Annotated in this window: 16 protein-coding genes, 1 tRNA gene and 1 pseudogene; 5 read left to right on the top strand and 13 right to left on the bottom strand. The window is 29.1% G+C overall.

Annotated elements, in window-relative coordinates:
* Positions 1 to 5: 5 nt before the first annotated feature.
* Together fusA and BN1173_RS03535 are read right to left on the bottom strand one after the other, a co-directional pair.
* Positions 6 to 2,015, bottom strand: coding sequence for an elongation factor G (gene fusA / locus BN1173_RS03540; protein ID WP_040236669.1), 2,010 nt, complete (start codon positions 2,013 to 2,015; stop codon positions 6 to 8).
* 145 nt (positions 2,016 to 2,160) lie between these two features.
* The gene (locus BN1173_RS03535; protein ID WP_025400902.1) at positions 2,161 to 2,664 is read right to left on the bottom strand and encodes a Dps family protein; all 504 of its coding nucleotides are present in this window, start codon (positions 2,662 to 2,664) and stop codon (positions 2,161 to 2,163) included.
* A 69-nt stretch (positions 2,665 to 2,733) separates the two neighbouring features.
* On the opposite strand from BN1173_RS03535, the gene BN1173_RS03530 reads away from it, so the two are divergent.
* Both BN1173_RS03530 and BN1173_RS03525 read left to right on the top strand, forming a co-directional pair.
* The gene (locus BN1173_RS03530; protein ID WP_040236667.1) at positions 2,734 to 3,186 is read left to right on the top strand and encodes a CAP domain-containing protein; all 453 of its coding nucleotides are present in this window, start codon (positions 2,734 to 2,736) and stop codon (positions 3,184 to 3,186) included.
* A 42-nt stretch (positions 3,187 to 3,228) separates the two neighbouring features.
* Positions 3,229 to 3,302: transfer RNA gene (locus tag BN1173_RS03525), tRNA-Val, on the top strand.
* A gap of 135 nt (positions 3,303 to 3,437) precedes the next feature.
* Here the strand turns inward: BN1173_RS03525 and mvk are convergent.
* From mvk to BN1173_RS03495, 6 genes are read right to left on the bottom strand one after another with little or no spacing between them, the layout of a single operon-like run.
* On the bottom strand, positions 3,438 to 4,331 hold the full coding sequence (mvk, locus tag BN1173_RS03520) for a mevalonate kinase (protein ID WP_040236665.1): 894 nt from the start codon (positions 4,329 to 4,331) through the stop codon (positions 3,438 to 3,440).
* Positions 4,332 to 5,273, bottom strand: a complete 942-nt coding sequence (locus BN1173_RS03515) for a GHMP family kinase ATP-binding protein (RefSeq protein ID WP_040236662.1) — start codon at positions 5,271 to 5,273, stop codon at positions 4,332 to 4,334.
* Entirely contained in the window at positions 5,261 to 6,202 is a 942-nt protein-coding gene (gene mvaD / locus BN1173_RS03510; RefSeq protein WP_040236660.1) for a diphosphomevalonate decarboxylase, read from the bottom strand. The genes BN1173_RS03515 and mvaD overlap by 13 nt, the downstream gene beginning before the upstream one ends.
* Before the next feature lies 1 nt (position 6,203).
* Positions 6,204 to 7,454 carry a hydroxymethylglutaryl-CoA reductase, degradative gene (locus BN1173_RS03505; RefSeq protein WP_040236658.1) on the bottom strand — a complete coding sequence of 417 codons (1,251 nt, stop codon included), beginning with the start codon at positions 7,452 to 7,454 and terminating at the stop codon, positions 6,204 to 6,206.
* Positions 7,444 to 8,508: a type 2 isopentenyl-diphosphate Delta-isomerase gene (gene fni / locus BN1173_RS03500; RefSeq protein ID WP_014696507.1), complete on the bottom strand. Its 1,065-nt coding sequence runs from the start codon at positions 8,506 to 8,508 to the stop codon at positions 7,444 to 7,446. The genes BN1173_RS03505 and fni overlap by 11 nt, the downstream gene beginning before the upstream one ends.
* On the bottom strand, positions 8,492 to 9,715 hold the full coding sequence (locus BN1173_RS03495; protein WP_040236656.1) for a hydroxymethylglutaryl-CoA synthase: 1,224 nt from the start codon (positions 9,713 to 9,715) through the stop codon (positions 8,492 to 8,494). Before BN1173_RS03495 ends, fni begins: the two co-directional genes overlap by 17 nt.
* Before the next feature lie 100 nt (positions 9,716 to 9,815).
* On the opposite strand from BN1173_RS03495, the gene mnmA reads away from it, so the two are divergent.
* On the top strand, positions 9,816 to 10,880 hold the full coding sequence (mnmA, locus tag BN1173_RS03490) for a tRNA 2-thiouridine(34) synthase MnmA (RefSeq protein ID WP_040236655.1): 1,065 nt from the start codon (positions 9,816 to 9,818) through the stop codon (positions 10,878 to 10,880).
* A gap of 55 nt (positions 10,881 to 10,935) precedes the next feature.
* Here mnmA and BN1173_RS03485 read toward each other — a convergent pair whose 3' ends face one another.
* The 5 genes from BN1173_RS03485 to BN1173_RS03465 form a co-directional block, all read right to left on the bottom strand.
* Positions 10,936 to 12,843: a methyl-accepting chemotaxis protein gene (locus BN1173_RS03485; RefSeq protein WP_040236653.1), complete on the bottom strand. Its 1,908-nt coding sequence runs from the start codon at positions 12,841 to 12,843 to the stop codon at positions 10,936 to 10,938.
* 29 nt (positions 12,844 to 12,872) lie between these two features.
* Positions 12,873 to 15,083 (bottom strand): methyl-accepting chemotaxis protein, encoded by a 2,211-nt coding sequence (locus tag BN1173_RS03480; RefSeq protein ID WP_040236652.1) that lies wholly within the window; start codon positions 15,081 to 15,083, stop codon positions 12,873 to 12,875.
* Positions 15,084 to 15,250: 167 nt separating this feature from the next.
* The gene (locus tag BN1173_RS03475; RefSeq protein ID WP_040236651.1) at positions 15,251 to 16,177 is read right to left on the bottom strand and encodes an ABC transporter permease; all 927 of its coding nucleotides are present in this window, start codon (positions 16,175 to 16,177) and stop codon (positions 15,251 to 15,253) included.
* Entirely contained in the window at positions 16,149 to 17,297 is a 1,149-nt protein-coding gene (locus tag BN1173_RS03470) for an ABC transporter permease (RefSeq protein ID WP_040236650.1), read from the bottom strand. Before BN1173_RS03470 ends, BN1173_RS03475 begins: the two co-directional genes overlap by 29 nt.
* Positions 17,298 to 17,300: 3 nt before the next feature.
* Positions 17,301 to 18,884: an ABC transporter ATP-binding protein gene (locus tag BN1173_RS03465; protein ID WP_040236649.1), complete on the bottom strand. Its 1,584-nt coding sequence runs from the start codon at positions 18,882 to 18,884 to the stop codon at positions 17,301 to 17,303.
* A 207-nt stretch (positions 18,885 to 19,091) separates the two neighbouring features.
* Here BN1173_RS03465 and BN1173_RS03460 point away from each other — a divergent pair, with 207 nt between their 5' ends.
* Together BN1173_RS03460 and BN1173_RS04665 are read left to right on the top strand one after the other, a co-directional pair.
* Complete coding sequence (locus BN1173_RS03460; RefSeq protein ID WP_040236648.1) at positions 19,092 to 19,754, top strand: HAD family hydrolase; 663 nt, start codon at positions 19,092 to 19,094, stop codon at positions 19,752 to 19,754.
* Positions 19,751 to 20,007 (top strand): annotated as a pseudogene (locus BN1173_RS04665) (hypothetical protein); the annotation flags it as partial. The gene BN1173_RS03460 and the pseudogene BN1173_RS04665, both read left to right, overlap by 4 nt.

Here is a 20,007-nt window from a genome sequence, read left to right as displayed (position 1 = left end):
AAATATCACTCTACTTTTTCTTTAAAATATAAAAATTCCATAGTAAAAACTCCTCTACCTTTAGTAGAACTTCTAAAAATAGAAGTATATCCAAAAAGCTTCGCAAAAGCTGCCTCTGCACGTATTATTTCATAGTCATCAATATTACTAATAGAATGAATCATCCCCCCAACAGCATTTAATGTAGAGACAACATCCCCTGTATATTCAATAGGAGTCCTAATTTCTAACATCATAATAGGTTCAAGTTTGATAGGACTTGCTCTTCTGAAAAACTCATTAAATGCAAATCCAGATATTGATTCTATGGCAGATTCACTAATTTTAACTTTATCATAATTTAATGAAACAATCTTAACTGAAGTATCAATAACCGGATAACCAATAATACCACTCGAGAAAGAAGAAGTAATACCTCTGGATATAGCAGCTTTAAATAAAGGTTCAATATCACACTCAAACTCAATTTTATTTCCTTCACCTCTTGATAAGGGACTCAAAATCATTCCTATTTTTAAATTAATCTCTTTGCCAGAAAACATATTAACAAATTCAAATACATCATCAACTGTTACACTTAAACTTTCTCTATAACTTACTTGAGGTTTACCCGTATAAACATTAAGTTTAAAATCATCTCTAATACGCATAATAATAATCTCAAGATGTAATTCACCCATTCCAGATATCAATAATTGTCCCGTTTCTTTATCTTCCCTATAACTAAAAGTAGGATCCTCTTTAGCAATAATCTCAAGAACCTCTTTAAGTCTAGTATCATCAGATGCTCTCTCAGGTTCAATAGATATCAAAACAACTGGCTCTGGGAATACTAAAGATTCAAGAATAATATCATTCCCCTCTTCAACAAGAGTATCACCTGTTATAGAATATTTAAGTCCAATAACTGCTCCAATATCACCTGCCTTAACTTTATCAATCTGTTCATTCTTGTTTGAAAAAACCCGAAAAATCCTTGTAAATTTTTCACGTTTATTTTTAGCAACATTAAAAACTTTTTTAGATGAATTCAGTTCTCCTGAATATACCCTAATAAAATAAAGATGGGCAGCAATTGCACTAAAATATTGAACCTTAAACACAAGTGCAGACAATTTTTTATCTTCTCTAGGATCAAGTAATATATTTCTATTTGTTTTTAAAGAATGAGCATTAATTTTTTTTTCAAAAGGATTTGGAAGATAATCCACAATAGCATCTATTAAAGGTTCTATACCAATATTTTTAAGACTAGTACCCATCAAAACAGGAATAACAAAACCCTCAATGGTACATCTTCGAATTTCTTCAATTATAACAGACTCATCAACAACAAAATATTCAAGAAAAAGTTCAGTAATCTTTTCACTAAAATTACTAAGAGAATTTATTAACTTTTCCCTAAAGATCTCAACATTCTCAACAAATTCTTCACGAACCACATCCTCAATAACAACAGGTTTACCATCTCTAAATTCAAAATGTAATTCTTTATTACGAATGATATCTATAACGCCTTCAAACGAACTCTCACTTCCAATTGGAATTTGCAAAATAACTGGAACTATCCCAAACTTACTTTCTATATCCTCAATGACTTTAAAAAAATTAGCTCCTACACGATCCATTTTATTAATATAAGCAAGCCTTGGAATACCATACTTTGATGCCTGTTTCCAAACTGTTTCAGTTTGTGCTTGAATTCCATCAACAGCACTAAATACTACAATACCTCCATCAAGAACACGAAGCGACCTCTCAACTTCAGCCGTAAAATCAACATGTCCAGGAGTATCAATAATATTTATTTGATAATTTTTCCAATAACAAGTAATAGCAGCAGAACTAATTGTAATACCTCTGTCTTGTTCTTGAGTCATCCAATCAGTAACAGTATTTCCAGAATCAACATTACCTATCTTATGAGTTTTACCAGTATAATATATAATTCTCTCTGTAGTAGTAGTTTTTCCAGCATCAATATGTGCCATAATTCCAATGTTCCTAATTTCCATAAAGCCCTCAAACACTAAAAAGCTATAGATCGTGCTATAGCTTTATTCAATTAAATAATAATTTAACGACTAACTAAGACATACAAAAATAATTATTAAAAATTATTTTCATCATAACATATGATCAATGTCTTTAACTACAATGTTATTCATTATTACATACACATGCACAACCATTCAATAAAGACTTGTACATCCATAAATACTTTTCAAAAGAAACAATAATATCATCTAAAATATTAGCTGTCCCATAATCAGAAGTACTATCAATAAAACATCTTGTCTTAGACATATTCTTAATAATATCACCTAAATTACAAATAATATTCTTAATTGAAGGTATCAAACTTGAACTTACATCTAAACTAATTTCTTTAATAAACGACTTCTTCATAAATTCAGAACATCTAAATTCAGAATCATATCCAAGTCCTCTAGAGCGCTCAGCTATGATGTCAATAACCTCTGCAACATAATCATAAAGTTTTTCTGTCTCTTTATGTATCACAAAAAAATTAATATCTTTAATATTCCAATGAATACCTCTTAAATTAGCATAAAAAATATGTAAACCCGCTAACAACTCCTGAAGTGCTAAATGAATTTTATCTGAATTTTCTTTTTCTAAATGACCTAAATGATTTTCCAAATTATCCTCCTATTTTATATAATTACATATATGTTATAATTATATCATTTTAGTATAAGTAGGTTTATTATGCAAAAAAAAATTCCTATCATTATTTTATTCCTCACAAGTCAATGTGCACTAATAGGCACCAATAAAGACTTAGCTTTTCTTTACTCAGATATTCATAAATTAAGAGATAATTTAAATTTAAAAAAACTAGAGATAGATCAAACCCTTGAAACTGTAGCAAAAGAATATGCAATAAATTTAGATAAAAATGACGTATTAACACATACACTATTTGGAACAACTCCAATGCAACGAGTAAGCAAATATGATAAAAATTTTTGCAGAATAAGAGAAATTTTAGCAGCAAAAATGGAAGTTCAAGATGTAACGGATGCATGGCTTCAAAGTCCAAAACACAAAGAAGCCCTAATAAATAAGGATACAAGCAAAATAGGTGGATATGTATTACGCACAAAAGATAATAAAAATATATTTGTGGTTCTTTTTGGAGAAAAATGTAAAAAAATTTGACATAAATCAAGTTTATCTTATATAATTTCTATTGATACTAAAGGGTTTATAGCTCAGGTGGTCAGAGCGCCTGCCTTACAAGCAGGAAGTCGGGGGTTCGAATCCCTCTGAACCCAAAATTATTATGTTAGTCCCCTTAATTTAATTTTAAGTATGATGTTTAGATATTTTATCGATTAAAATCAAGACTTTTAGTTAAATGGCTTATAGAAATCATTTAGTTAACAACTCCATATCTTAAATCATAAAAGCTAAAACCTAAATAAGTGAAGTTTAAAAATTAAATTAATATTATTTTCCTTTAAATCCTTATCCAATTTTTCTAAACAAAACATAGCTTCATTTTTATCTTTAAAAAGTAAAATAAAAGCCCCTCCTCTACCAGCACCACTCAATTTTCCAGCAATAGCCTTAAATTCCCTGCCCCTCGCTATTATGTAATCAAGTATATTTGAAGACAATCCTAAAGAATCTAAATAATTATTGGCAATATTAACATTATTTGCTAACAAATCAATATCTTGTTTCTTAAAAGCAGCATAAGAATCCTCAACAATATAACCAAGCCTTCCAATAATATCAAATTGGCTATTCTCAACAGAAATTTTATAATTCAAATCAGATATTATTTTACTTGTTTCACATTCCCTTTTGACAGCACCAACCAAAAAATAAAAATTACAAAATTCTATTTTTTTATAACTGAAAATACCATTTTTATTCTCCAGATAAAAAGTCCCATTTAATTCAACAAGTAAAATATCCATACCAGAAGATTTACCATGAAAAATATTTTCAATTTCTCTTGCCAATAAAATCTTATCATAAGCATTATATTCATCATGACTTACAATATATTCAGCAAAACATAAACTAAGACTGGCAGAAGAGCCAAATCCCAAGCCAACTGGAATTTGAGAAAATATTAAAAATTCAATAGGTCTAACTTTACTAAAGTTTCTATTAATAAAGGATATTATTTCATCTATTTTTAAAGAAGGTTCCCCCAAATATCTCCAATCAGTAGAAAAAGTATAAACTAAATACATATAAAAAGGTATCGTAGCACCAATTACTGGAAATCCATAAACAGCACTATGTTCACCTAAAAATAATATTTTGGAAGATTTTTTTATTACAAACATCTAATGAAATTTAACACCATATAAATCTAGATTTATAGGTTCAATATCAAATTGTTTGAAAACTTCAAAGTTTGGATTATAAACTAAAAAAGTTTCATTTCCAGCACCCAAAGCCTTAATCAGAGTACATTCATCTTTAAGATAAGAAAGATTTAAAGGTAATTCAGCAGAAATTCCTATTCTTTTTCCAATTTCTAATCCTATATTTCTTGCCAACTTTAAACTAGACAGTAAACAATTAGCAGAATTACTAACATTTAAAATAATATTCTCCATTACAATATTAACATCTCTCATAAAACTCAATAACGAATCTCTATATCCATTATATCTAATTATAGCATTAGTAGTCTTAATGGGACCTGGGCCTTTCATTAGATAAAAATTGTCAAAACATATTTTATCCAAAAGCTCATATTTCGGGGAATTGCCTCCCTTAAACATAACAACACCGCCAAAAAGACTGGTAGCAATATCATACCCACTACCCATACCTCCTTGAGCATATCTGTAAGCTTCAAGGCAATACATAAAAATTTTATCTTTAATAAAATTTTTATCACCATTTAAAATTAAATAAATTCCATATACAATCCCAACAGCAACAACAGCACTCGAGCCAAATCCTTTCTTAACACCATTATCCAAAAAAAAATTACTTGTATCAACATAAACATCAAAAGGAAAAGCTTCTAGATTATTAAAATAGCAATACTTTAAATAGCTAAACATTTTAAAAATAAAATCATCATTACTTTCTATTAAAGTAAAATTATCAATTTTAGTTCTTTTAGAAAAAAAACGCCATTTATCACTTTGTTTAAAAGAAAAATAAGCTCTCTCGTCAATTGCAATTGCAAGACCAAAACCATTTTCTTCTAAAATCGAATATTCACCCATTAAAAGCAAATTACCAGGCACTGAAAAATTTATCGTATCCATTCCAAACCACTTCCAATCCCTGAAACAACAAAATCAACATCTTTAAAATTTTTAGTAAGTTTGGGCAAAATCAAATTCAAATCTTTCTTTAAACACAATATCTTAACTTGTGGCCCAGCATCCATAGTTTCAAAAACAGAAAAACCTTCTCTTCTCAACTCAGCCACATATTTTATCAAATTTATAGTACTATCTTTGAAATAAATAATAGAAGATGATAACATTAAAGCAAACATACACTGATAACTTTTGATAACTCTCAAACCAAATTCATTAAAATCTCCTATTAAAAAAAAATATAAAGCTTCCTTAAAGATACTTTGACTAGATTTAATCCAAGCATCCCAATAAAACCTTTCTTGCTTACAAAGCTCCATGGCAGTTCTTGAAGAAATTTCTTTTTCTTGCCCATCAACTATAGCAAATATAATGCATAACTCATTAAAACAATTGTAATTATTACATTGAAATGCATTTAAAGCTCCTTCCTTTAAAAAAGTAAATCCACCATAAATAGCTCTTGAAGCTGAAGCTGAACCTATTCTTGCAAGCTCTGAGGCTTTTTGATAAGAAAACTGATCAAAATATTTTAAAATACAAGCAGCAATAGACGCAAAACCAGAACTTGAGCTTGCAAGTCCTGCTGATGTTGGAAAATTATTTTCACTAACTATCTTAAATCCAATATCTAATTTATTTAATATTTTTCTTGCATAATTGAAAAATTTTTTTTCTCTATCTTGTAAAACAACAGATTTTGAATTCAGAACTATTTCATCTCTAGATGACAATACAAGTTCAGTTATAGAATAAAATTTATCAACGCTAACAGCAATACTCGAAGTAGCAGGAGTATTTAAAAATCTATCTCTCTTTCCCCAATATTTAATTAAAGCCAGACTAGCATTCACCTTACATTTAACTTTCACACTAAGCTCTCAAATCATTTAAAAATTTCAATGCAAAATCAATAGAATAAATTCCATTTTCATTCATATTCAATAATATCTTTTCTCTCTCATCACTAGACACATTATAATCTCTTTCAAGAAGATATAAAATTTTATTAACATGCAATCTCATATGTCCCCTTTGAATTCCATCAAAAGCAAGTGCCCTTAAAGCTGCAAAATTGCTTGAAAGTCCAACACAAGCAAGAATCCCCATAAACTCCTTTTTGCAATCAATACCCATAATTTTAAAGCTTAACATAGATGCCTCATGAGAACCAACTGAACCTCCTTTAACTCCAACTTGTAAAGGTAATTCTATTTCGCCCACCAAATTTTCATCAAAAACATAGAATTTACTAAGAGGTAAGTATCTACCACTTCTTGAGGCAAATTTATGTATGCTTGCCTCAAGAGCCCTTGTATCATTAAGTGTAGCGACACATAAACCTGTTATACCATTCATAATACCTTTATTATTAGTAATAGCACGCTCTTCTTCAAAAAATCCTATCTTTGAAATAAGAGAAATATTATGCGCTAAAGTCAAAGATTCTTCATTATTCTTAAGCAAATTATTAATATTTAACTTAAAATTGGCCTTTACCGAAAAATCATTAGAATCATTACTCAAAATTTTCAATACACATTTATACCCAAATTCTAAATTAATATTATGGGCCACTTTTTCAGCTACTGAATTTAATAAATTTGAACCCATAACATCACAAACATCTATGTAAATATTTAATTTTTGAATACCAATCTCTTCAATAAATTTAGTAGAAAGTCTTCTAAAACCTCCACCCCTAAGTTCCATGTTTTTTAAGAGAGATTTAGACCAAAGATCTATTTTTTCATGAAAACCAAGAAGAATATCACTTAAATCTTTATCTGTGCTTATATAAACTTGAGCAATACCTAATACTTCGCCCACAGAATAACTTAAATTTGCAGTTTCAAGAATTTTAGCTGCAAAATTCAATGCAGCAATAACAGATGGTTCTTCCGTAGCAATAGGTACACTATAATATTTATCATTTACTTTTAAATTTTTAACAATACCAACAGGCAAAGATAGATAACCAATATAATTCTCTATCATATGAGACAAAAAATTCTCATCAATAGAATCATAAAAAAAATCATCAAAATTTAATTTTAAAAGATCCTTTATCTCTCGTTTTTTATCTAAAATACTTTTATTTCTAAAATCATCACTAAGTTTCATAACAATCTTTAAAACTCTTAATATTAAGCATCAATGGATAACTTAAAAAATATTTATTTGTTCTAAACTGTGCCAAATTCTGACTATTACTTAAAAGCATAGACATCTTTAAGACATATTCATAGTCTTTAAAAAGTTTATATAAAGCCTCTTCACCTCCCGAATAAAAAACCCTCAAAACAGCCGCTGCAACTCCTACTAATTGAGCCCCAAGAGCAATGCCTTTTGCAATATCCATCCCTGTTTCATATCCTCCTGATGCAAAAATCTTATCTTTAAAAGACTCATCAATACTAAGCAATGTCAAAACCGAAGATATGCCCCAATTAGCAAAACAAGATGCAATATCTAAATTTTTTTCTTTAATACCTTCAACTAAAACCCAATTAGTACCACCACTACCAGCAAGATCAACATAAGAAACCCCAAGCTCTAACAAGCTAATAACAGAATCAGGTGATATTCCAAAACCGGTTTCTTTAACAATGACCGGCAAATTGGACACAGAACAAAACTTAGCAATTGTGTCCTTAATTCCTTTAAAATTTCTCCCACCTTTAGAATTCATCAATTCTTGACCAGAATTTAAATGCAAAACTACAGCATCAACCTCCAATCTCTTATTCATTTCAATTATTTCAAAAACACCAAATTCTCTTAACTGAACAACACCTATATTAGAAAATAAAGGAATATTATCAGCATATTTCTTTAATGAAAAATCTTTAATATACTCAGGATATTTAAATATAAGCTTAAAAGAGCCAAGACCCATAGGAATACCAATATCATTTGCAATCTTAACAAGAGATTTATTCAATTTATTACCTTCTCTCACTCCTCCTGTCATTGATGATATAAAAATAGGCATAGCAATATCATAACCAAATAAACTCTCATGCGTATCTATCTCACAAAAATCAAGCTCACTAAGTGCATCATGTTTTACATTAACAAAATTTAAAAGATTATCACTTTTATTAACATTCTCCCTTTGTAAACAAATTTCAATTTGTTGTCTCTTATTATTTAATATATTAGGCTCGATACCCATAAATTCGATATCCATCTTCCCTAATTTCTTTTAAATAAAAACCTTGTGACTCATGTGGAATAATTTTATTTTCAAAAAAATTTCGATATTCATCAAAATTTGCATTGTGCCTTACTGAAAGTAATTTATCAATATCCCAAGTCTTAATCACACAATGAGCATTCTCTTCAACAGTAAGTTCATAAATAACCATAATATTTCCAGATCCATACGAACAAAAAAGTATACTCTCTCCACTAATATCCTTTTTTTCAAATACTCGCTTTAAATAAGACATTAAAGACAAAAATATTGATCCTGTATATAAATTTCCAACTTCCTTAGAAGCTTCAACAGAATCATAAAAGTCTATTGATTCTAAATAAGCATTTCTCTCAGATTCATCTTCACTATAATATTTCTTTAAAACATAATGCATAGAATCTATAGGCATTTTTGCAAAAGGAACATGCAAAATAAATCTATACTTAGAAAATAAATCTTTAATACTCATATTTTTCTTATGCGCAAAATCGGCTAAAGCCTCTTCATTTGCCTTATTATAACAATCAATAGAATAACGCCCCTTCACTTTAGCCTCAAGACTTCCAAATGGCCTAAAGAAATCATCAACATCATCAGTATAAACTCCAAATTCAGACAAATTAATAGATAAAACTTTTGGATTTTTCTCAATTAAAACTGCTGCAGCACCAGCACCTTGAGTAATTTCTGCTGTAGTAAGATTATTATAATGCGCAATATCACTAGAAAATACTATTCCATATTCAGATCCATTTAAATGACTTAAAATACTTGAAGCACTATGCAAAGAAAGTGCAGTCCCTGCACAAGCATGCTGAGCTTGAAAAGTTAAAAAATTATTCTCTAAATTAATCCCAGCCAACTTTAAAGCCCCATAAACATACGATGATATTGATTTTGAATGATCTACTCCCGTTTCAGTTCCACCCAAAAATATTCTCATATTATTTAAATCAAGATCATTATTATCAAAAATCATTTTAACAGCAGCACTTGCCATTGTAACACTGTCTTCATTAGTACCTGTAAACCTAAATGCCTTCTGAAGAGTCGCATCAATGGCTCTATTAAATTTAGCAAAAAAATTTTCATCAGAATTGTACAATGAATTATCTAAAAGAACACGAAAATCTAAACAATTTAAAGGCAAAAAAACTCTAATATCACTAATACCAACTTTCATCAATTGTCCTCCAATTTAAAAAATGATTACCAAGTAATTTATACTATAGATCATAAAAATATCAAAGTTCAATATGATATGCTAAGAGGAGAAATAAATTATGAAAATAGCAATACTTCTATCCGGTGGAGTAGACAGCTCCGTAGCTCTTTATACAATGATACAAAAAGGATATAAGAATATAAAATGTTATTATCTAAAAATTTGGCTTGAGGACGAACTTTCCTATATAGGAGAATGTCCTTGGAAAGAAGATATAACTTACGTAGATTCTGTATGTAAAAAATTCAATGTACCGTATGAAATTATTAATTTACAAGAAGAATACTACAATAGAGTAGTAACTTATGCCATTGAAGAATTAAAAATGGGAAATACACCAAGCCCAGATATATTTTGTAATCAAAGAATTAAATTTGGTGCATTTTTTGAAAAAATAAATGAAAAATATGATTTAATTGTAACAGGCCACTATGCCAAAATAGAAAATAAAAATAATTCCTATACATTAAAACAAGCAAAAGACAAAATAAAAGATCAAAGTTACTTTCTCTCTCATCTCTCTAAAAAACAAATATCCAAATTACATTTTCCATTGGGTGATTTATTAAAAAGTGAAATAAGACAAATAGCACATGAAATAGATTTGCCAAATAAAAATAGAAAAGATAGCCAAGGAATCTGCTTCCTTGGAAAAATCAAATATAACGAATTTATAAAATATCATTTAGGAGAACTTAAAGGTAATATAATTGAACAAGAGACTGGAAAAATACTTGGAACACATAATGGATATTGGTTTTTCACAATTGGACAAAGAAAAGGTATTAAACTTAGTCACGGACCATGGTTTGTAACAGACAAAGATGTTCAAAATAACATAATTTATATTTCAAACAATATAAATTACCTAAAACAAGGTAAAGAACAATTTTTAGTTCACAAAACAAATTGGATCAATAAACCACTAAAAAATGACAACTTAAGCGCCAAAATAAGACATGGAGAAAAAAAAATAAAATGCAAAATAGAAACACTAAAAGATGAAATTATAAGGGTTAACCTAGAAGAAAAAGACTATGGAATTTCACCAGGCCAATTTTGCATCTTTTATAAAGAAGATGAATGCCTTGGTGGAGCCAAAATCCTTAAAACATTAATATAGAAAGATATATTTTAATATCAAATTAAACCTATAGTAATCATTTATTTCTATAGGTTTATTGATCAATCTTAAAATAATCAACAGAATCTTTTAAATGTTTAACACTCTCTAACATTCTTTCCGACATTGCTGAAAGATTTTCACTACTTGATGCTGTTGTTTGAACCAATTGACTAACTTGTTCTATTGCATTTTTAAATTGTACAATTTGATTACTCTGATTAGAACTTTCACGAGTAATATTTTTAACAAGCCCAGCAGTTTCTTCCATTCCAGGAACGATTTGCTTAAAGTTATTACCTGCTTTACTTGCAATAGTTAAACTCTTATTTGCAATATCAATAATTTCTCTAGCAGACTCCTTACTTTGATCAGCAAGCTTTCTTACTTCAGCAGCAACAACTTCAAATCCCTTACCCTTATCTCCAACTCTAGCGGCTTCAATAGAAGCATTTAAAGCAAGTAAATTAGTTTGTCTTGTTATCTCATCAATAATACTTATTTTATCTGTAATAATTTCCATAGCTTGAATGGCTTTAGTAACAGACTGATACCCTTCCTTAGTTTTCTCATTAGTATTAACAGCAATACTCTCGGTAGTAGATGCATTATAGGTATTCTCAGTAACACCTTGCGATATTTGTTCAATATTTGCTGTCATTTCCTCCAATGTAGAAGCTTGTTCAACCGCACCAGAACTTAAATTCTGACTTGCATTCGCTATTTGAATTGCATTTTCATAAAGATAATCAAGATTCTCATTAATTACTTTAGCAATAGACGAAAAATTCTCTCTCAAAAGTCCCAAATCATCATATAATTCATGAATTTCTTCAGTATCCCACCTTAAAGAATGACCTGTAATTGTAAAATCTCCAGAAGCAAGTTTTTCAGAATAATTTAAAATTCCATTTAAAGCAGAACTAAGCCTACCTACAAGATAAATAGTAACAAAACCAAGAACAATTAAAGTAATTACAAAGCCTATACTCAAAATGAAAGTAGTAAGTTTAGGCATATAATAAAAATCTGCCCTATTAGCTCTCAAATACACTATAAATGAAACACCAGACAATTTACATTTTATCCTTTGAGCAAATCCAATATACTCATCGTCATGAGGATCAACATAACGACCAAAACTAATTTCTTTATTTTTTTGTATTAAATCTTCATAACAATTCTTAAATACACGCTCATAATAAATATTAGACTTCACAAAATTATTACCAGGAGACCACTTATGATGAATAAGAAACGAACCTGTCTCATCAAATACCATAGCACGACCACTATTTAATGTTCCAAAACGAATACCTTTAAACGAATTATAAAGATAATCAAAAGCATAAAAGATCATAAAATATCCAAAAATATCATTGGTAACATTATCTCTTAAAGGAACACCTATCAATAAATAAGGAATTTGTCCTGATTCATTTTTCATTTGAGAAATATCTTTCATTAACACTTCTTCAATCGAGCCAGAATCCGCCAATAAAACAGAAGAATTATACATATAACTAGCAGTTTGCAATTTAATAAAATATTCTTTATCTGCAACAGAAACACCATAATCACTATTATCTTTAACAGCAGTAGTAAATATTATTTTACCTAACTTATCGGTTATCATTAAGTTACTACCCCTACCTGTTTTAACTAAAATCTCAATTTGATCTAAAATAGCCTCTATTCTTTTAGGTTTACTTCTAGCAATAGATTCAAACCTTTCTACAGAATCCAAATACATCGAAGTAACTTTTACCCGCTCCTCCATTGAATACAAATAACTAGTTAGTGAATTTTTAACATTGCCAATAAGATTTTGCATAAGATCCAATTGTTGCGCTACCAAACTTGAATTAATTAACATTCCAAATCCAATAAATAATACAGAAATAAAAATTGCTATAAGCATACTAACAATAAGTAATATCCTAACTCTTAGCTTCAGTTTCATATAACAACTACCCCTTATAAAAATAAGTTTTAAAAATCTGAAAAATCATCATCAAAATCTAAATCCTTATCAACAACATCAATAGCTTTCTTAGGATCTACCCTTTTATTAATAGACTTATAATTCATACTTAAATCATCACGCACACCATTTGCTTTATTGCCTATACCTGAACTAGTCTTAACATTTATAGGAGCAAAATTTTCATTCATCAAATCATCATCAACTTCAAATTTACCAGAATCATCAGTCTTGAAAAAAGATATTACTTCTCTAAGTTCTTTAGCTTTCTCAAGCATCCTATCAGCCATACTTGAAAGCTCCTCACTGCTTGATGCAGAAGCTTGTACTACCTCACCAACCTGATCAAGAGCCACCTTAAACTGCATAATTTGTTCATTCTGTTTATAACTACCTTCAGAAATTTTCTTCACAAGATCAGTAGTCTTTTCTATATCAGGCAACATATCTCGAAATATCATCCCCGCCTCCGTTGCTAGTCTAGAATTTTCTTCAACTAATTCACCAATTTCAAGAGCAGATTCTTTACTAAGATCAGCAAGCTTTCTAATCTCACTTGCTACAACAGCAAATCCTTTACCTTCCTCTCCAGCCCTTGCAGCCTCAATTGCTGCATTTAAAGCAAGCAAGTTAGTCTTTCTAGCTATCTCTTCAATAACACTAACCTTCTCAACAATAGATTGCATAGCCACAACAGATTCTTCAACAGCCTCACCACCTACGTGGGCATTTTGATTAGTAACTAAAGCTATTCTTTCTGTCTCTTGGGAACTATCAGCGCTCATCTTAACCCCATCTGATATTTGTTCTATATTAGCTGACATTTCTTCAAGTGTTGAAGCCTGTTGCAATGCACTAGAACTTAAACCTTGACTTGAATTTGCAACTTCAATACTTGCCTTATTAACATAATCAATATTTTTAAGAACACTTGTAATAGCATCTGCAATAGCATTTTTCATTTTGATAATTTGCACACCAAGCAAACTAAGTTCATCATAATATCCATCATCAGCAATAATACAAGTTTTATCTAAATTTCCTTTAAGCATTCTTTTTACTAAATTAATAAACACATTTAATCTAAAAACAATAATTGACTCTATTTTTACCGAAAGAATGATAATCAATATAATAAGTCCTAAAATAGAACACGCAATAAATTTAAAGGCCAAACTGTTAACAACACCGTAAATATCTTCATAAGGAATTCTAGCAAGAAGAACCCCACTATTAGTTCCAAGTTCACTGCTAATAGGTAAAATAGCATAATAATTATACAATCCCATCTCTGGCAAAAAAGCTCTTTGAATTTCATAAACTGATGTTTCAGTCGCAACTTCCGCTTTTCTAGGGGGATGAGCTAACGTACTCTTTAAAAGACTAATAAAAGAATCACTAACTTTAAAACTCTCATCATACTCTATTAGAGGATTCACAAGATAATTTTGTGAATCAAAATAAGCTAAATTTCCTCTATTATAAAATCCAAACCTAGATCTATCTAATTGCTCTCTTATACAATCATCAAGTAAATAACCTACTAAATAGCCAAGAAACACCTTATCTTCTGCCGAATGTACAGGAACAACTATAGCAGAAGCCTTTTTATCCTTATAGTAAGACCTAACAGCAACTTCTCCTGCTATACCCTCATTAAGAGAAGTATACCAACCAACAAAATCTAATTTATCTTTATTATAACCTTCAACAGCTCTTTTAAAATACTCTGTATGTGACTCAGATTGAGCAAAATCTGAATTATTTTCATATCTTGTAGTGACAATTATATTACCTTCGAAATCAAGAAATGCAAAATCTTCATAAAAAGTATCAAGTTTTAAATCCCACAATATATTGTATAAACGACTACGATATTTTTTATCAAACTTTACAGTATCAAGAACTATTTTAGAATTTTCTCTAAACCTATCTATTTCCATCTCTGAAAACATATGTCCACCATTCTTAACTACTGAATATTCATCCATAGTCTCAAGAGCCAAATTAGAACTAGCACCATCAATTATAATATAAAATGTATCTAATAAAGATTGTACAGAAAAAGCAGCTCGTCTTACTTGAGCTCTTGTTAATTGCTTATAATAACGTTCTAAATAATTACCCAAAATAAACTTAAAAATCAAAGAAAAAAACAATATTACCAACAACAAGCATAAGAATAAATATCCAACAAATTTGTACTTAACTTTTAACATAAAACTACCTCGTAAATTAATCCTTCAGTCAATTAATTTAACAAACAATAAACTTACAAATATAAGAATAAATAGACACTCCTCATATACTCTATATCAAAAAACATAATTCATAAACAAATCTTACACCAATTCCAAATGTATATTAAAAAAAATCAGAATAAAAATCAATCTTCTCGACAAGGTAAACCCAGAGCTTGAGGAGCATAATTATTGTTTGCAAAAAACACAAGACTTAAAATTACAACAATATACGGTAAAATAATTAATATTTTAAGAGGAATAACTACAGAAAAAAAAGAAATTTGAGATGTCATAACAACTAGAGTCCTTATAAAAGAAAATAAAAAACTACCCATTAAAATTCCAAAAGGTTGCCAATTTCCAAAAATCACCATAACAATAGCAATAAAACCTTGCCCACCAACAATTCCCTGCATATAACTTGAAGCAATGACAGTCGATAGAACTGCCCCAGCAACCCCTGCAAATAAACCACTAAATAAAACACAAAAAAATCTAATCATAACAACATTAACTCCAAGAGATTTTAAAACCTCTGGGGCCTCACCACTAGCCTTAATTCTAAGTCCAATCTTAGTATATTTAAACATTATATAAAAAACAATGACACACATTATTGCAATATAGAGTGAATATCTTTTTCCAAAAATTTGAAATATAATAGACTTCTTATCCAAAACCCCATCAAAAAGTATAGGTAACTTAACATCTATTGGAGGAGTTGATGAAGAACCAAAAATCAAAGTCCCAAATAACATAGCAATAGACGGCCCTAAAAAGTTAATAGCCATTCCAGTTATTACCTGATCTGATTTAAGAAAAATAGTGAAAATAGCATGTAAAAGTGAAAGAAGGAGACCTGATAAACCCCCAGCAAAAATTGCAAATAAAGGACTACCATAACAATATGCAATTGTAGCACCAACAAATGCACCAAGGGCCATTGTACCCTCAATGCCAACATTAACTACTCCGCTTTTCTCACTTATAAGTCCACCAAGCCCAGCCAAAATCAAAGTCTGAGAATTCACAAGAGTTTCACTAATTAGAAATATTAGTGCGTTTAACACCTTTAATTGCCTCCAAAAATATCTTTCTTAAAAAATGACTAGCAGAAATCACAAGCACCACTATCCCTATCATTAGGGATACAATTGAAGAAGAAAGACCCATTAAACTTTGAACTCTGCTACTACCATAAATTAAAATTGAGAATAAAACACTTGAAAAGATTATCCCTATTGGAGAATTATTACCTATTAAAGCAACGGCTATACCATTAAAACCAGTTCCCTCCATATAAGAAAGTTTAAATATTCCCTTATTTACACCCATAACTTGTATAGCACCTGCAAGACCAGAAAGAGCACCTGCAAGAAACATAACAAACATCAAAACCTTCTTAATATCAATTCCCACACGATAAGACGCCAAAATATTACATCCTATAGAACTTATTTTAAATCCAAGCATCGTTCTATTCAATAAAACCCACATTAAAATAGCAACAACAATGCCAATAATTATTCCAAAATTAAGAGGTGCTTTTAACAAATCATTAATAAATGGATGTTCTCCTCTATAAGAAAGTCCTTCAGATGAAAGTTTCCAAGAACCAAAAAAATCAATAAAAGCGCTTTCTCGAATTGGCTTGGATAAATCACTATCACCTTTTTTAATAACGGGTAAATCTATAATTAGATTATTTATATGAAATAAAATCCAATTAAACATTATTCCTGTAATCACTTCATTTATATTAAACTTGATTTTCAAATACCCAATTAAAACACCCAAAATTCCCGATACTAAGGATGCAAAAAATAAAACAACAATCACATGTAATAAAGGAAAAAACTCAAAAAAAATTCCACCTATTAAAGCTGCAATTGAACCAAGCATAAATTGACCCTCAACACCAATATTAAAAAGTCCAACTTTTAATGCAATGCCAATTGAAAGCCCCGTAAAAATTAAAGGCGTAGCATAACTTATAATATATCCTAAATGTTTGGGAGACAAAAAAATAACCTCTATCATTATAAAATACATTTTCAAAGGAGAATATCCAAGAACTAACACTACTAAACCAACAATTAAAATTCCTAAAAAAAATGAAAAAAAATTAATAAACATTGGAGAACTTATAAATGTTATAATGACTTCTCTAAATCTAGAATTATTAATCATAATTTAACCTGTACCCATCATCATTTTACTAATAATATTTGCATCAAAATTATCTTCCAAAACACCTATAATTTTACCATCATACATTACAGCTATTCTATCACAAACACGAATAAGTTCATCAAGTTCAAGAGATACAAGAAGAACAGTCATTCCTGCATTCCTTTGTTCAATAATTTTTTCATAAATATTTTCAATCGCACCTATATCAAGTCCTCTTGTCGGTTGCACTGCTAATAGAATCTCGGGTTTCAAATTAATCTCACGTGCAATAATTACTTTTTGTTGATTACCTCCAGATAGATTTTTAACTTTACGCAAGATATCTCTTGGCCTAATATCAAATGTAATCACAAGTTGTTCGCTTATTTTCTTAAGAACAGAAAAATTAAAATTAACAAATTGCTTCTTTAGAGTATTTAAAAATTTAAACTTTATTTTACCACTTTCTATATCATTACCTTTCATTTTTAAATACTTAACATCATCAAAACTCTTAATAGCAATATTTTGTAAAATATTAAAATCTAAAATAAGTCCGTGTTTTTGCCTATCAGATGGAATATGACCTATTTTTTTATCTATTATTTGTTTAACAGTAAGACCTTTTATTGATTCAAATTTATTATCAACTTTCTTAATTATATCTCCACTAAAAATAGATCTAATGCCAATAATAGCATCAATCAACTCTTCTTGACCACTTCCTTCAACCCCAGCTATCCCAAAAATCTCACCCTCTCTAAGGTCAAAACTAATGTTTTTAACTCTTAAAACACCTCGCTCATCTTTAACTTTTAAATTTTTAATTTCAAGAACATTTGTATAATTAATACTCTGTCTCCTAGACATATCAAGAAAGGTATTTTTACCTATCATCAATTTAGTAAATACTACCTCACTAGTAGTAGCAACATCAAAAGTTCCAACAACTCTCCCAAGACTCATAACTGTACATCTTTGTGCCACAGATTTTATTTCCTTTATTTTATGTGTAATAAGTATTACAGTATATCCTTCAATAGCCAATATCTTTAACACATTCATAAATTCATTTATTTCATTAGGAGTAAGTACTGCCGTAGGTTCGTCAAAAATAATAATATCTGCATTTCTATAGAGAACTTTGAGTATTTCTATTTTTTGTCTCATTCCAATGCTTAAATCTTCAACAGGCTTATCAATATCTATTTTTAAACCATGTTTTTCAGAAAGCTGAATTATTTTTTTTTTTACACGATCATAATTAACAAACCCAAATTTTGAATCTTCATATCCTAAAATAATATTTTGAACTGCGGTAAATTTAGGAATTAGCATAAAATGTTGAAACACCATACCAATACCACTACGAATAGACTCACTTGAATCTTTCAATTTAAGTTCACGCCCTCTTAAAAAAATTTGTCCGCCATCAGGTCTGTAAATTCCATAAATAATTTTCATTAAAGTGGTCTTGCCAGCACCATTCTCACCAAGAATTGCATGTATCTCTCCCTTTTTAAAATTGATACAAACATTATCATTAGCAACAAAGTCGCCATACAATTTAGTAACTTTATCTAAAACCAATATATTTTGCATCAAAGATAACCTAAATTTTAAAGAAATTAAATAACATTATTTACACCCTAGCCAGACATAATAAAACTAAAAACAAATATTTTCAAGGAATCTTTAGAAAAAAAACAAAAATAATGTAAAATATTATAAATACTATAATAAAATAAACAAAAAATAGAAATAATGATAAAATGAAGCAAATGATATATGACTTTCAAGGGGATTTACAATATGAAAATCAAAGCTTGCATTTTTGACATGGATGGAACTTTAATAAACAGCATTATGGATATTGCATCATCAATGAACTTTGCTTTAAAAAAATTAGGATATAGAGAAATTAAAACAGAAGAATTTAATACTCTAGTTGGAAAAGGATATTCAAAATTAATAGAAAACACCTTAAAACATCTCAATATTAATCTAAATGACAAGCACCTTAATGACAATCTTTATCAAGAATTTGTAAAAGCATACAATCAAAATTTATATTTTCACACAAAAACATATGATGGAATACCAGAACTTTTGAAAAAACTAAACTCACTTAAAATCCCTATTGGAATTTTAAGTAATAAAAACCATGAAGAATTACTAATAATCACAAAAGACATATTTAAAGATATCAAATTTTTTGAAGTCAGAGGTTACTCATCAAAATTCGAAGCAAAACCAGATCCTGAAAATGCCCTTGATATGATTATAGAACTCAATCTTATGCCACAAGAAATAGCATATATTGGTGATAGTGACATTGATATGTTAACTGCTCAAAATGCTGGTTTTTTGCCCATAGGAGTCTCATGGGGATTTAGAACAATACAGGAATTAAAAGAAAACGGAGCAAAATACATATTAAATGATCCATTTGAACTTTTAGACATACTCAAATGAACCTAAAAATATATTTTCCACATCTTTACCACTACTTATTTAATCATGAAAGTATAAAAGGATTGTCGGTTTTTGAAAAAGAAGTTGAAATAATCAAATACATAGAAGATAATAAAAAAACCATTTCAACATTTATAAATGAAAATTTTAAATTTGACACAGATTCACTAATTCAATACGTTAAGGAAAAAACAAACATAATAATTAGTCCTATTATCTTATCAAATATTGAATCTATTGATCTAAATATTGT

Source organism: Borrelia crocidurae, assembly GCF_000825665.2.
In the GTDB taxonomy this organism is placed as follows: Bacteria; Spirochaetota; Spirochaetia; order Borreliales; family Borreliaceae; genus Borrelia; species Borrelia duttonii.
The sequence above is the reverse complement of the archived record's forward strand: the minus strand, read 5'-3'. Positions and strand labels throughout refer to the sequence as shown.

What these genes read in the sequence shown, in the direction of transcription:
- BN1173_RS03530 (WP_040236667.1), top strand. Translation starts at nt 2,734, where the DNA reads ATGCAAAAAAAAATTCCTATCATTATTTTATTCCTCACAAGTCAATGT.
- BN1173_RS03460 (WP_040236648.1), top strand. Translation starts at nt 19,092, where the DNA reads ATGAAAATCAAAGCTTGCATTTTTGACATGGATGGAACTTTAATAAAC.
- mvk (WP_040236665.1), bottom strand. Translation starts at nt 4,331, where the DNA reads ATGTTTGTAATAAAAAAATCTTCCAAAATATTATTTTTAGGTGAACAT.
- fni (WP_014696507.1), bottom strand. Translation starts at nt 8,508, where the DNA reads ATGGGTATCGAGCCTAATATATTAAATAATAAGAGACAACAAATTGAA.
- fusA (WP_040236669.1), bottom strand. Translation starts at nt 2,015, where the DNA reads ATGGAAATTAGGAACATTGGAATTATGGCACATATTGATGCTGGAAAA.
- BN1173_RS03485 (WP_040236653.1), bottom strand. Translation starts at nt 12,843, where the DNA reads ATGAAACTGAAGCTAAGAGTTAGGATATTACTTATTGTTAGTATGCTT.
- BN1173_RS03505 (WP_040236658.1), bottom strand. Translation starts at nt 7,454, where the DNA reads ATGAAACTTAGTGATGATTTTAGAAATAAAAGTATTTTAGATAAAAAA.
- BN1173_RS03495 (WP_040236656.1), bottom strand. Translation starts at nt 9,715, where the DNA reads ATGAAAGTTGGTATTAGTGATATTAGAGTTTTTTTGCCTTTAAATTGT.
- BN1173_RS03480 (WP_040236652.1), bottom strand. Translation starts at nt 15,083, where the DNA reads ATGTTAAAAGTTAAGTACAAATTTGTTGGATATTTATTCTTATGCTTG.
- BN1173_RS03515 (WP_040236662.1), bottom strand. Translation starts at nt 5,273, where the DNA reads ATGGATACGATAAATTTTTCAGTGCCTGGTAATTTGCTTTTAATGGGT.
- BN1173_RS03470 (WP_040236650.1), bottom strand. Translation starts at nt 17,297, where the DNA reads ATGATTAATAATTCTAGATTTAGAGAAGTCATTATAACATTTATAAGT.
- mnmA (WP_040236655.1), top strand. Translation starts at nt 9,816, where the DNA reads ATGAAAATAGCAATACTTCTATCCGGTGGAGTAGACAGCTCCGTAGCT.